The sequence below is a fragment of the Brevundimonas sp. UBA7838 genome (assembly GCF_002500885.1).
GTDB lineage: Bacteria > Pseudomonadota > Alphaproteobacteria > Caulobacterales > Caulobacteraceae > Brevundimonas > Brevundimonas vesicularis_C.
In genome coordinates this window covers 19,767-33,455 of the sequence record NZ_DLTK01000074.1, presented here as the reverse complement: position 1 = coordinate 33,455, position 13,689 = coordinate 19,767, and the positions used below count along the sequence as shown (strand labels likewise).

General features: G+C 64.4%; 8 protein-coding genes. 1 reads left to right on the top strand and 7 read right to left on the bottom strand.

The window, feature by feature from the left end:
- Nucleotides 1–130 precede the first annotated feature (130 nt).
- The 4 genes from fusA to B3T77_RS06235 all read right to left on the bottom strand — a co-directional run bounded on the left by fusA (nt 131) and on the right by B3T77_RS06235 (nt 3,881).
- Nucleotides 131–2,209 (bottom strand): elongation factor G, encoded by a 2,079-nt coding sequence (fusA, locus tag B3T77_RS06250; protein WP_055754906.1) that lies wholly within the window; start codon nt 2,207–2,209, stop codon nt 131–133.
- 145 nt (nt 2,210–2,354) lie between these two features.
- Nucleotides 2,355–2,828 carry a 30S ribosomal protein S7 gene (rpsG, locus tag B3T77_RS06245; RefSeq protein ID WP_055754905.1) on the bottom strand — a complete coding sequence of 158 codons (474 nt, stop codon included), beginning with the start codon at nt 2,826–2,828 and terminating at the stop codon, nt 2,355–2,357.
- 81 nt (nt 2,829–2,909) lie between these two features.
- Nucleotides 2,910–3,284 carry a 30S ribosomal protein S12 gene (gene rpsL, locus B3T77_RS06240; RefSeq protein WP_008260482.1) on the bottom strand — a complete coding sequence of 125 codons (375 nt, stop codon included), beginning with the start codon at nt 3,282–3,284 and terminating at the stop codon, nt 2,910–2,912.
- A gap of 270 nt (nt 3,285–3,554) precedes the next feature.
- Nucleotides 3,555–3,881, bottom strand: a complete 327-nt coding sequence (locus B3T77_RS06235; RefSeq protein WP_292078199.1) for a TonB family protein — start codon at nt 3,879–3,881, stop codon at nt 3,555–3,557.
- Between the two features lie 145 nt (nt 3,882–4,026).
- Here B3T77_RS06235 and B3T77_RS06230 point away from each other — a divergent pair, with 145 nt between their 5' ends.
- The gene (locus B3T77_RS06230) at nt 4,027–4,779 is read left to right on the top strand and encodes a hypothetical protein (protein ID WP_292078198.1); all 753 of its coding nucleotides are present in this window, start codon (nt 4,027–4,029) and stop codon (nt 4,777–4,779) included.
- 2 nt (nt 4,780–4,781) lie between these two features.
- Here the strand turns inward: B3T77_RS06230 and B3T77_RS06225 are convergent, their stop codons facing one another.
- From B3T77_RS06225 to rpoB, 3 genes are all read right to left on the bottom strand, one after another.
- Nucleotides 4,782–4,913, bottom strand: a complete 132-nt coding sequence (locus tag B3T77_RS06225; RefSeq protein WP_255353850.1) for a hypothetical protein — start codon at nt 4,911–4,913, stop codon at nt 4,782–4,784.
- 122 nt (nt 4,914–5,035) lie between these two features.
- A complete protein-coding gene (gene rpoC, locus B3T77_RS06220) occupies nt 5,036–9,232 on the bottom strand; it encodes a DNA-directed RNA polymerase subunit beta' (protein ID WP_055754901.1) in 4,197 nt (1,398 codons plus the stop codon).
- Nucleotides 9,233–9,352: 120 nt separating this feature from the next.
- Nucleotides 9,353–13,468, bottom strand: coding sequence for a DNA-directed RNA polymerase subunit beta (gene rpoB, locus B3T77_RS06215; RefSeq protein ID WP_066551888.1), 4,116 nt, complete (start codon nt 13,466–13,468; stop codon nt 9,353–9,355).
- Between the last annotated feature and the right edge of the window lie 221 nt (nt 13,469–13,689).

Sequence of the window (13,689 nt, the reverse complement as noted above, 5' to 3'; positions counted from 1 at the left end):
TTCGAACTTTTCCTTGGCCATTTTCTAGCTCCTAAGGTCCCCGAACCGGGGTTCCTGCAGTTTGGGGGTTAAGGACGCCCGGTCCTTACGGTCCGGGCGCATATAGGCGGGCTTTCCGAAAAGGGAAAGCTTAGGCGTACTTCTTGATCACTTCGTCGGCGACGTGTTGCGGCACCGGCTCGTAGTGGTCGTATTGCATGGTGAACTGAGCGCGGCCCTGCGACATGCCGCGCAGCGTGTTCACATAACCGAACATGTTGGCCAGCGGCACGAAGGCGTTCACGACGGTGGCGTTGCCGCGCATGTCCTGACCCTGGATCATGCCGCGACGGCCGTTCAGGTCGCCGATAACCGAGCCGAGGTATTCCTCGGGGGTCACGACTTCCACCGCCATGATCGGCTCGAGCAGCTTGGGCGAACCCTTCTCCTTCAGCTCGCGGAAGGCGGCGCGCGACGCGATTTCGAACGCCAGCACGCTGGAGTCGACGTCGTGGTACTTGCCGTCCGTCAGCGTCGCCTTGAAGTCGATCAGCGGGAAGCCGGCCAGCAGACCGTTGTCCTTGGCCGAGTTCAGGCCCTTTTCGACGCCGGGGATGTATTCCTTCGGCACCGCGCCGCCGACGATCGAGTTCTCGAACACGAAGCCCGAGCCCGGCTCGCCGGGTTCGAAGGTGATCATGACGCGGGCGAACTGGCCCGTACCGCCGGTCTGCTTCTTGTGCGTGTAGTCGATGTCGACCTTGCGGCCCAGCGATTCACGATAGGCGACCTGCGGCGCGCCGATGTTGGCCTCGACCTTGTAGGTGCGCTTCAGGATGTCGATCTTGATGTCCAGGTGTAGCTCGCCCATGCCCTTCAGGATCGTCTGGCCCGACTCGTGGTCGGTCGAGACGGTGAAGGAGGGATCTTCCGAGGCCAGCTTGGCCAGGGCGACGCCCAGCTTCTCCTGGTCGCCCTTGGTCTTGGGCTCGACCGAGATCTCGATGACCGGCGCCGGGAACTCCATTTTCTCCAGGATGACGGGCGACTTGATCGGGTCGCACAGGGTGTCGCCCGTGCGGGTTTCCTTCAGGCCTGCCAGGGCGACGATGTCGCCGGCGTAGGCTTCCTTGACGTCTTCACGGTTGTTGGAGTGCATCTGCAGCATCCGGCCGACGCGCTCTTTCTTGTCGCGGCTGGAGTTCAGCAGCGACTGACCGGTTTCCATCTTGCCCGAATACAGGCGGCAGAAGGTCAGCGAGCCGACGAAGGGGTCGTCCATGATCTTGAAGGCCAGGACCGACAGGGGCTCTTCGTCCGAAGCCTTACGCACGACGGGCTCTTCGGTCTTGAAGTCGATGCCCGGCGTCGGCGGGATGTCCAGCGGCGACGGCAGATAGTCGACGACGGCGTCCAGCAGCGTCTGCACGCCCTTGTTCTTGAAGGCCGAGCCGCACAGGATCGGATAGAAGGCGCCGGTCAGAACGGCCTTACGGATGCACTTCTTGATGGTGGCTTCGTCGGGCTCGTTGCCCTCGAGGTAGGCTTCCATCGCCTCGTCGTCCAGCTCGACGGCGTTGTCGATCAGGTACTGACGCGCAGCGATCGCCTTGTCCATCAGGTCGTCGGGGATCGGCACGTCCTTGTAGGAAGCGCCCAGGCCGTCGTTGTCCCAGACCACGCCGGTCATGCGGACCAGATCGACCAGACCCGACAGCGAGGACTCAGCGCCGATCGGGAACTGGATCGGCACGGCCTTGGCGCCCAGACGGTCGCGGATCGACTCGACCGAGGCGTCGAAGTCGGCGCCGATCTTGTCCATCTTGTTGACGTAGACGATGCGCGGCACCTTGTACTTGTCGGCCTGGCGCCAGACGGTTTCCGTCTGCGGCTCGACGCCGGCGTTGCCGTCTAGCACGGTCACGGCGCCGTCGAGGACGCGCAGCGAACGCTCAACCTCAATGGTGAAGTCCACGTGGCCTGGGGTGTCGATGATGTTCAGACGCTTGCCTTGCCAGAAGGCGGTCGTCGCGGCGGACGTGATGGTGATGCCGCGCTCCTGCTCCTGGTCCATCCAGTCCATGGTCGCAGCGCCGTCGTGGACTTCGCCGATCTTGTGGGATTTACCGGTGTAATACAGGATCCGCTCGGTCGTCGTCGTCTTGCCCGCGTCGATGTGGGCCATGATGCCGAAGTTGCGGTAGTCCTCGAGCTTGTGAGTGCGGGCCATGAAAGCGTGCCTTGAAAATTTCAGGACGCTCAGGTGCGCCCTCGGAAGGATGTCGGTGTTCGGATAAGCGAGCGCGGGCGATTTAACTTAAACCGCCCGCGCCGGAAACCCTTAGATAGTCAGCGTAGATGACGCTTTGAAGGCGTTACCAGCGATAGTGGCTGAAGGCGCGGTTGGCTTCGGCCATCTTGTGGGTGTCTTCACGCTTCTTGACCGCGGTGCCGCGGTTGTTCGAGGCGTCCAGCAGTTCGGCGGCCAGCTTCTCGGTCATGGTGTTCTCGCCACGCTTGCGCGCGGCGTTCACCAGCCAGCGGATGGCCAGAGCGCGGCGACGGTCCGGACGGACTTCGACGGGCACCTGATAAGTGGCGCCGCCGACGCGACGCGAGCGCACTTCGACCGACGGGGAGACGTTGTCCAGGGCGGCGTGGAAGGTCGCGACCGGCTCCTGGTCCTTCTTCTTCTCGGCCAGGATGTCGAAGGCGCCGTACACGATGTTTTCGGCGACGGCCTTCTTACCTTCGTACATGACGTAGTTCATGAACTTGGTGACGATCAGGTCCCCGAATTTGGGATCCGGCAGAACTTCACGTTTCTGGGCGCGGTGACGACGCGACATGGGGTATTCCTTGCAGTGCCCGACCAGCGCCGGGAAGATCTCGAAAAGGCCTCCGGGCGCGACGGCCCGGAGAAGAATGGCTTACTTCGGACGCTTGGCGCCGTAGTGCGAACGACGCTGCTTACGGTCCTTGACGCCTTGGGTATCCAGAACGCCGCGCAGGATGTGATAGCGAACGCCGGGCAAGTCCTTCACGCGGCCGCCGCGGATCAGAACAACCGAGTGTTCTTGCAGGTTGTGGCCTTCGCCGGGGATGTAGCACACGGCTTCGTAGCCGTTCTTGGCCAGACGGACCTTGGCGACCTTACGCAGAGCCGAGTTCGGCTTCTTCGGGGTCGTGGTGTAAACGCGGGTGCAGACGCCGCGACGCTGGGGCGAACCCTCCAGAGCCGGCACCTTGTTGCGGGTGGGCTTGGGCTTGCGCGGCTTGCGGATCAGCTGGTTGATCGTAGGCATTCGAAACTCGTCTCGACTTCTGATGGAGGCGTGTGTCTTTCGACCGAAGCGCCTCTCGCCTTCTTGTGAACGGGGGACCATCCCCTCGCCCGGGTGTCATCGAGACTGAGCGCGCGACCACCCAAACAGAAAAACCGGAACGCGCGCTTTGGGCGTTCCGGCGGGCACAGCCCGTCCGTTGGATTGTCACGATCTCAGCGACCGGCGAACCGGCCACGCCTCGAAAGTGGGCGGCTTCTACGCCCGATGGGCGCGAAGGTCAAGGCGGCGCTAATCCGCCAGCCGGAAACGCGTAGTGAAGCGCACCTTGCCGCCAGGTCTGGATTGAGCGTTCGTCAGTTTGGCCTTTTGCGCAACGTCGAGGGCAGCCTGACCGAATCCCTGTCCGGGAGGAGTCTCTGAGATGACGATGCAGGCCGATAGGGTTCCGTTCTGGGCGACGGTGCATTCCACGGTGACCGAGCCGTCCTCCGGGTTAGGCGTGAAACTGCGGCCCACCACAGGAGTTCCGCCGGCCAACACAGCGACGGGCGGCGATGCACACGCGGTCAGTGCAAACAGTCCCGCCGTCATTACAAGCAGCGCCGCCTTGCTCATCCTCAATCACCCGTCGGCCCGAAAGCGGCCATGCTTCTAGCACAGCTTGCATCGGATCAAGGGGGAAGACGCATTGGCGTTTGCACAGCTGACGCGACCAGAGCGGCGCCTGGCTTGGCGAAAGGCGGGCCTGGCGACGGCGTCAGTGGCGATCAACACCGCGCTGATCGCCTTCCTGTCGTTCATGGCCCTGGGCATAGAGGGCGACGTCGTCGCGCCCGAACAGCCGCCGATCTACGTCGATATTACGCCCCGCCCCCTTCTGCGCGACGAGCGGCCTAGAACGCCGGTCCAGGCGCCCGCAGTCGACGATACGGCGCGCTCAGCGCAGAATGCGCGCCCGACGGTTCAGACGCCCTCCCCGCGCCAGGCAACGCCGTCGGACAGTCGCCCTGCCCCGATCCGTCCGCGGATCGCCGCGCCCACGCCCCAGGGCGCGCCCACGCCGCCGGGCGCCTGGACGGTCAATCCGAACGATCGCGCCGGCGCCATGTCCCGTGTCCTGCGTCAGGGCTTGATCGGCTGCACCACGCCGCAACAGCTCAACGCCGCCGAGCGCGCCCATTGCCGCGAGGACGCCATGCGACGCGGAATGAACGCCGCTCCGATCACCGGCACGGGCAACCCCGAGCGCGACGCCGCCTTTGCGCGCGAGGGGGCGCGGCGTCTGGCCGAATGGGAGGCGCGCCGTCGTCCTCTGTCCGGCGGCGTCGGCGTGGTGGGTCCGGCGGACTGCGTCGGCTCGAACTTCGGTACAGGCTGCGCCGGCGCGCAGTTGAATCCCTCGCTGGCGCCTGACTCGACCCGCAACGTCCAGACCCGACGCGACGGCCACCGGGCCGGCGGCGCACCGATCACGCCAGGTGCTTCAGCCCCGATAGAGCGGTGGAAAGATTGAGGTCAGTGATCCTGGCAATAGGCGTCATGCATGGCCGCGCCGAGATTGAGCATCATCGTCTTGGCTTCAACGACGACGAAGAGCGACAAAATCACGGCCGTTAGGCCCCACAGCACCTTGTCAGCTTTCGTCATGGCGGCCCTCTACACAACCCTGGCTCAGTTCAAAGCAATCCGAGCACGCGTCAAGGCATAGAAAAAGGGCGGCGCCGTCGCCGGCGCCGCCCTCTTCGTATCTTCGCTTGAGAAGCGTGAGATCAGCTCTCGCTGCTCTCCAGCTCCAGTTGCAGATCGGCCGGCAGCGGCTCGATCGCCTCTTCCAGGGCCGAGGTCAGTTCTGCATCACGCTCGTTGGCGATCTTCTGCAGGCTGCGCAGGTAGGCGCCGGTGCCGGCCGGGATCAGGCGGCCGACGATGACGTTTTCCTTCAGGCCTTCCAGCATGTCCTTCTTGCCGTGGACCGAGGCGTCGGTGAGGACGCGAGTGGTCTCCTGGAAAGACGCCGCCGAGATGAAGCTGCGGGTTTGCAGCGACGCCTTGGTGATGCCCAGCAGGACGGGCTGGGTGGTGGCCAGACGGCCGCCACGCTTCTCGACCTTGGCGTTTTCCAGAACGGCTTCGGCGACTTCGACGGTGTCGCCGCGGATCAGGGTGGTTTCACCCGAATCCAGCACTTCCACCTTCTGCAGCATCTGACGCACGATGACTTCGATGTGCTTGTCGTTGATCGGCACGCCCTGCAGTCGATAGACCTCCTGCACTTCGTTCACCAGATACTCGGCCAGCGCCTCGACGCCTTGGATGCGCAGCAGATCGTGCGGATCCGGGTTGCCGTCGATGATGTAGTCGCCCTTCTGGATCAGATCGCCGTCGTGGACGGAGATGTGCTTGCCCTTCGGGATCAGGAACTCGACCGGTTCGCCCTGCACGCCGTCGGCGTTGGGCTCGGGCGTGATCTTGATGCGACGCTTGTTCTTGTAGTCGCGGCCGAATTCGACGCGACCATCCATCTCGGCGATGACCGCGCAGTCCTTCGGACGGCGAGCTTCGAACAGTTCGGCGACGCGCGGCAGACCGCCGGTGATGTCGCGGGTCTTGGCGCCTTCGGTCGGAACGCGAGCGATGATCTCGCCCGGCTTGACCTCATCGCCGTTCGACACGGACAGAACCGCGCCCACGGGCAGCAGATAGCGGGCGTCCGAACCGGAAGACAGCTTGGCGTAGGCATCGCCCAGGGTGACGCCCATGGCCGGACGCAGGTCCGAGCCGCGCGGGCTGGCGCGCCAGTCGCTGACGACGCGCTGGGCGATGCCCGTCGCTTCGTCGGTTTCTTCCTTGACCGACAGGCCTTCGACCAGGTCTTCGAAGCGCACGACGCCGCCAACTTCCGTCAGGATCGGGGTGGTGTAGGGGTCCCACTCCGCCAGGCGCTGGTTCTTCTTGACCTCGTCGCCGTCCTTGACGCGGATTCGGGCGCCGTAAGGAGCCTTGTGCGTCTCGCGGTCCTTGCCGTCCACGACCACGGTCACGATGACGTTGCGGCTCATGGCCACCAGGTCGCCGTGGGCCGCGACGACGGTCGGGCCGGTGACCTTGGCCGTACCGGCGTTGGTCGCCTCCATGAAGGAGGTTTCCGCCACCTGAGCCGTACCGCCGATGTGGAAGGTCCGCATCGTCAGCTGGGTGCCCGGCTCGCCGATCGACTGGGCGGCGATGACGCCGACCGCTTCGCCGATGTTGACGTTGGTGCCGCGCGCCAGGTCACGGCCGTAGCAGTGGGCGCAGATCCCGGCTTCGGCCTCGCAGGTCAGGGCCGAACGGACCTTGACCGACTGGACGCCCGCGGCCTCGACGGCCTCGGCGACTTCTTCCACCAGATAGGTGTCGGCGGGGAACAGGACGGTATCGGTGCCCGGCTCCTTGATGTCCTCGGCCGCATAGCGACCCAGGATGCGCTGACCCAGCGAGACCAGCACGTCGCCGCCTTCCATCACCGCACGCAGTGTGATGCCGCGCGTCGAGCCGCAATCCTGCTCGGTGACGATGGAGTCCTGCGCCACGTCCACCAGACGGCGGGTCAGGTAACCCGAGTTGGCGGTCTTCAGCGCGGTGTCGGCCAGACCCTTACGGGCGCCGTGGGTGGAGTTGAAGTATTCAAGGACGGTCAGGCCTTCCTTGAAGTTCGAGGTGATCGGCGTCTCGATGATCTCGCCGGACGGCTTGGCCATCAGGCCGCGCATGCCGCCCAGTTGCTTCATCTGCGCCTGCGAACCACGGGCGCCGGAGTTGGCCATCATGAAGACCGAGTTGATGTCGGGGTTTTCACCCTCGATCAGCACGCGCGGTTGCGCGATCTCGCCCATCATGGCGTCGGCGATCCGGTCCGTGGCCTTGGACCAGGCGTCGACCACCTTGTTGTATTTCTCGCCGCGCGTGATCAGGCCGTCGGCGTACTGTTGCTCGTACTCTTCGACCTGGGTGCGGGTCTCGGCGACCAGCTCGACCTTCTTGGCCGGGATCACGATGTCGTCCTTGCCGAACGAAATGCCGGCCTTGGCGGCTTCGCGGAAGCCCAGGCCCATCATCTGGTCGGCGAAGATGACCGTCGCCTTCTGACCGCAGTGGCGATAGACCACGTCGATCAGATTGCCGATTTCCTTCTTGGTCAGGTTCTTCTCGAGCAGGCGGTAGCCGACGTTCGGATTACGCGGCAGCAGAGCCGCCAGCTTCATCCGGCCCGGCGTAGTGTCGATGACCTTGGTCACCTCATTGCCTTCGGCGTCCTGTTCCGTCCAGCGCGCCTTAATGCGCGTGTGCAGGGTGACGACCTTGGCGTCCAGCGCCGCATCGATCTCGCCGATGTTGGCGAACAGCTTGCCTTCACCCGGCTCGCCGTCCTTGACCAGCGACAGATAGTACAGGCCCAGGACGATGTCCTGCGACGGCACGATGATCGGCTTGCCGTTGGCGGGCGACAGGATGTTGTTGGTCGACATCATCAGGACGCGCGCTTCCAACTGGGCCTCGAGGCTCAGCGGGACGTGAACGGCCATCTGGTCGCCGTCGAAGTCGGCGTTGAAGGCGGTGCAGACCAGCGGGTGCAGGCGGATGGCCTTGCCCTCGATCAGCTTGGGCTCGAACGCCTGGATGCCCAGACGGTGAAGCGTCGGCGCGCGGTTCAGCAGAACCGGGTGCTCGCGGATGACCTCGTCCAGGATGTCCCAGACGGCGGGCTGCTCGCGCTCGACCATGCGCTTGGATTGCTTGACGGTGCCCGACAGGCCCTTGGCGTCCAGGCGCGCATAGATGAACGGCTTGAACAGCTCCAGCGCCATCTTCTTGGGCAGGCCGCACTCGTGCAACTTCAGTTCCGGACCCACGGTGATGACCGAACGGCCCGAATAGTCGACGCGCTTGCCCAGCAGGTTCTGACGGAAGCGACCCTGCTTACCCTTCAGCATGTCGGCCAGCGACTTCAGCGGACGCTTGTTTGCGCCCGTGATCACGCGACCACGACGGCCGTTGTCGAACAGGGCGTCGACAGACTCCTGCAGCATCCGCTTTTCGTTACGGATGATGATGTCCGGCGCGCGCAGCTCCATCAGGCGCTTCAGGCGGTTGTTGCGGTTGATGACACGGCGATACAGGTCGTTCAGGTCGGAGGTCGCGAAACGACCGCCGTCCAGCGGCACCAGCGGACGCAGTTCCGGCGGGATGACCGGCACGATCGTCAGGATCATCCACTCGGGCTTGTTGCCCGATTCCAGGAAGGCCTCGATCAGCTTCAGGCGCTTGGACGCCTTCTTGGCCTTCATTTCCGAGGGATTGTCGGCCAGCTCGGCGCGGTGCTTTTCGGCTTCCGCGTTCAGGTCGATGCCCATCAGCAGGTTGCGGACGGCCTCGGCGCCGATCTCGGCGGTGAAGCCGTCATCGCCGAACTCTTCTTGGTAGCGATAGAACTCGTCTTCCGTCAGCAGTTGGTTCTGCTTCAGCGGGGTCAGGCCCGGCTCGGTGACGATGTAGTTCTCGAAGTACAGGACGCGCTCGACGTCCTTCAGCGCCATGTCCAGCATCAGCGAGATGCGGCTGGGCAGCGACTTCAGGAACCAGATGTGGGCGACCGGCGCAGCCAGGTCGATGTGACCCATGCGCTCGCGGCGAACGCGAGCCAGGGTGACTTCGACGCCGCACTTCTCGCAGATGATGCCCTTATACTTCATGCGCTTGTACTTGCCGCACAGGCATTCGTAGTCCTTGGTCGGGCCAAAGATACGCGCGCAGAACAGGCCGTCACGCTCGGGCTTGAACGTACGGTAGTTGATGGTTTCCGGCTTCTTGATCTCGCCGAACGACCACGAACGGATCTTCTCGGGCGAGGCCAGGGCGATCTTGATCTGGTCGAAGGTCGGGGTGACCGGGACCGGGTTGAAGATGTTCAGGACTTCCTGGTTCATCTTGGTTTCCTTCTGCAGCCCAAGGCTGCGTCAAATCTTTTCAGAGGGGGAACGGCGCCGTGATGGGTGAATCGTGAGTCGTGACGAGCATCGGCCCAGTCACGACTCACGCGTCACGTCTCACGAATTCCCCAGCTCCACGTTCAGACCCAGCGAACGCATTTCCTTGATGAGCACGTTGAAGCTCTCGGGAATGCCGGCCTCGAAGCTGTCGTCGCCACGGACGATGGCCTCGTAGACCTTGGTCCGGCCGGCCACGTCGTCGGACTTCACCGTCAGCATCTCCTGCAGGGTGTAGGCGGCGCCGTAAGCTTCCAGAGCCCAGACCTCCATTTCCCCGAAGCGCTGACCGCCGAACTGCGCCTTGCCGCCCAACGGCTGCTGGGTGACCAGCGAGTACGGGCCGATGGAGCGGGCGTGGATCTTGTCGTCGACCAGGTGGTGCAGCTTCAGCATGTAGATGTAGCCGACCGTGACCGGACGCTTGAACTGCTCGCCGGTTTGACCGTCGTACAGGATCGACTGGGCCGACTTGTTCAGCCCCGCCTCTTCCAGCAGACGCTCGATGTCGCCAATGTGCGCGCCGTCGAAGACCGGGGTCGCGAAGGGTACGCCCTTGGACAGGTTCTTCGCCAATTCGATCAGCTCTTCCTCATCCTGCGGCAGAGGGGTCTCCTCGCCGTAGATATGCGTCAGACGATCGATCAGCGCCTGCTTCTGACCACCCGCTTGCCAGGCTTCCAGCAGACCGGAGATCTGCTTGCCCAGACCGGCGGCGGCCCAACCCAGGTGGGTTTCGAAGATCTGGCCGATGTTCATGCGCGAAGGCACGCCCAGCGGGTTCAGAACGACGTCGACGTGCGTGCCGTCTTCCAGGTGCGGCATGTCCTCGATCGGCAGGATCTTGGAGATGACGCCCTTGTTGCCGTGACGGCCGGCCATCTTGTCGCCGGGCTGAAGCTTGCGCTTCACGGCCACGAAGACCTTGACCATCTTCATCACGCCGGGGGGCAGTTCGTCACCGCGCTGCAGCTTCTCGACCTTGTCTTCGAAACGACGGTCCAGTTGCTTGCGAGCATCCTCGAACTGGCGCTTCATCGCTTCCAGCTCGCCCATGGCCTTTTCGTCGTCCAGGGCGATCTGCCACCACAGACCACGGCTGACCTCGGCCAGCTTCTCGTCGGTCAGTTCGCCGCGGCCGATGCCCTTGGGCCCCGACACGGCGTTCTTGCCCACGATCAGCGGCTTCAGGCGGCCATAGACGTTGCGCTCGAGGATCTTGAGCTCGTCGTCGCGGTCCTTGCCCAGACGTTCGATCTCGGCGCGTTCGATCGCCATGGCGCGCTCGTCCTTGTCGACGCCGTGACGGTTGAAGACGCGAACGTCGACGATCGTGCCGGCGACGCCGGGCGGCAGGCGCAGGGAGGTGTCGCGCACGTCCGAAGCCTTCTCGCCGAAGATGGCGCGCAGCAGCTTCTCTTCCGGCGTCATCGGACTTTCGCCCTTCGGCGTGACCTTGCCGACCAGAATATCGCCCGGCTGGACCTCGGCGCCGATGGCCACAATGCCCGCTTCGTCGAGGTTGCGCAGGGCTTCCTCGCCGACGTTGGGGATGTCGCGCGTGATTTCCTCAGGGCCAAGCTTCGTATCGCGGGCGGCGACTTCGAACTCTTCCAGGTGGATCGAGGTGAAGACGTCGTCGCGCACGATGCGCTCGGAGATCAGGATGGAGTCTTCGAAGTTGTAGCCGTTCCAGGGCATGAAGGCGACCAGGGCGTTGCGGCCCAGAGCCAGTTCGCCCAGGTCCGTCGACGGACCGTCGGCGATGACGTCGCCGCCCTTCACCTGATCGCCCACGCGCACGATCGGGCGCTGGTTGATGCAGGTCGACTGGTTCGAACGCTGGAACTTCGACAGGCGGTAGATATCGACGCCAGAGCGGGCGGCGTCCACGTCGCCGGTGGCGCGCACGACGATCCGGGTGCCGTCGATCTGTTCGACGACGCCGTCACGACGGGCGACCACGACGGCGCCGGAGTCCACGGCCACGACCGCTTCCATGCCGGTGCCGACCAGCGGCGCGTCCGACTGCACCAGAGGCACGGCCTGACGTTGCATGTTGGCGCCCATCAGCGCGCGGTTGGCGTCGTCGTTTTCCAGGAACGGGATCAGGGCCGCAGCGACCGAAACGACCTGTTTCGGCGACACGTCCATCATGTCCACGGCGTCCTTGTTCAGGAGCTGGGATTCACCGTTGATCCGGCCGGGAACCAGGTCCTCGACGATCTGACCATTCTTCAGTTCGATGTTGGCCTGAGCGATCGTGTACTTCGACTCTTCCATGGCCGAGATGTAGACCACCTCGCCCTGGGCCTGGCCGTCCTTCACGCGACGGTACGGGCTCTCGATGAAGCCGTACTTGTTGACGCGCGCGTGGGTGGCCAGCGAGTTGATCAGGCCGATGTTCGGGCCTTCCGGCGTTTCGATCGGGCAGATGCGGCCGTAGTGGGTCGGGTGCACGTCGCGGACTTCGAAGCCCGCGCGCTCACGCGTCAGACCGCCCGGGCCAAGCGCCGACAGACGACGCTTGTGGGTGATTTCCGACAGCGGGTTCGTCTGGTCCATGAACTGCGACAGCTGCGACGAACCGAAGAACTCGCGAACCGCGGCGGCGGCCGGCTTGGCGTTGATCAGGTCGTGCGGCATGACCGTGTCGATATCGACCGAGGACATGCGCTCCTTGATGGCGCGCTCCATGCGCAGCAGACCGACGCGGTACTGGTTTTCCAGCAGCTCGCCGACCGAACGGACCCGGCGGTTGCCCAGGTTGTCGATGTCGTCGATCTCGCCGCGGCCGTCCTTCAGGCCGACCAGGATCTGCAGCACCTTCAGCACGTCTTCCTTGCGCAGGACGCGGATCTCGTCGGAGACCTCGGGGCTTTCCAGACGCATGTTCATCTTGACCCGGCCGACGGCCGACAGGTCGTAGCGTTCGCTGTCGAAGAACAGCGAGTTGAACATGGCCTCGGCGGCTTCCGGGGTGGGCGGCTCGCCCGGACGCATCACGCGATAGACGTCGAACAGGGCGTCCTCGCGGTTGTCGTTCTTGTCCACGCGCAGGGTGTTGCGCATGTAGGCGCCGACCGTGACGTGGTCGATGTCCAGCACTTCGATGGTGGTGAAGCCGTTTTGCTCCAGCACTTCGATGGTCGGGGCGTCCAGTTCGTCGCCGGCCTCGGCGAAGATTTCGCCGGTCTCGAAGTTGACGGCGTCATTGGCCAGATACTTGGTGACCAGGGCGTCGGCGGCCAGCGACAGCGAGGTCGTCGTCTCACCCAGCTTCTTGGCGGCGCGGGCGCTGATCTTCTGACCGGCCTGGGCGACCACTTCGCCGGTGTCGGCGTCGATCAGGTCGAACTCCGGCTTAACCCCGCGCCAGCGCTCGGCCTTGTAAGGCGTGACCCAGCCCTCGCCGCGCTTCTCGTAAGGCACGGTCTCGTAGAAGGTCTTCAGGATTTCTTCGCCGTCCATGCCCAGACCCATCAGGAAGGTCGTGGCGGGCAGCTTGCGGCGGCGGTCGATGCGGACATAGACCACGTCCTTGGCGTCGAACTCGAAGTCGAGCCACGAGCCGCGGTACGGGATCACGCGGGCGGCGAACAGCAGCTTGCCCGACGAGTGCGTCTTGCCCTTATCGTGGTCGAAGAAGACGCCCGGCGAACGGTGCATCTGCGAGACGATCACGCGCTCGGTGCCGTTGACGATGAAGGTGCCCTTGTCCGTCATGAGCGGGATGTCGCCCATGTAGACGTCCTGCTCCTTGATGTCCTTGACCGAACGGGCTCCCGTTTCCTCGTCGGTTTCGAACACGATCAGGCGCAGCTTGACCTTCAGCGGCGCGGCATAGGTCATGTCGCGCTGAATGCACTCCTCGACGTCGTACTTCGGCTCTTCGAACTCGTACGAGACGTATTCCAGGATGGCGCGTTCGTTGAAGTCCTTGATCGGGAACACCGACTTGAAGACCGCCTCAATGCCCTGCTCCTTGCGGACGCCCGGACGGACCTCGCGCTGCAGGAACTGTTCGTAGGAAGCGCGCTGAACCTCGATCAGGTTCGGCATCGCGATCGCTTCAGGGATACGCCCGAAGGATTTGCGGATGCGCTTCTTGCCGGTGAACGAGGTGGCGGAAGCGATCTGACCGTTGATGGCGAGATCGTGGGCGACGTCAGTCATTCAGTGTTTCCCATGGCGCACGCCCCGGGGAAGGCGTGCGTGAAATGCAGCAGCCACGGCGCGCGTTTCCGCGTCCGCAGCCAGGGTTTCGGCATCCACCCTCGGCCCGCTGCCGGGCCAGGACGCCTGAAATGTACGGGCTCCCTGGGAAGGAGCCGCGCCTTCGCTCGGTCGGAGGGCGACGGACCGGGCCTCGGCGCTTGCGCGCAGACTCATATGGA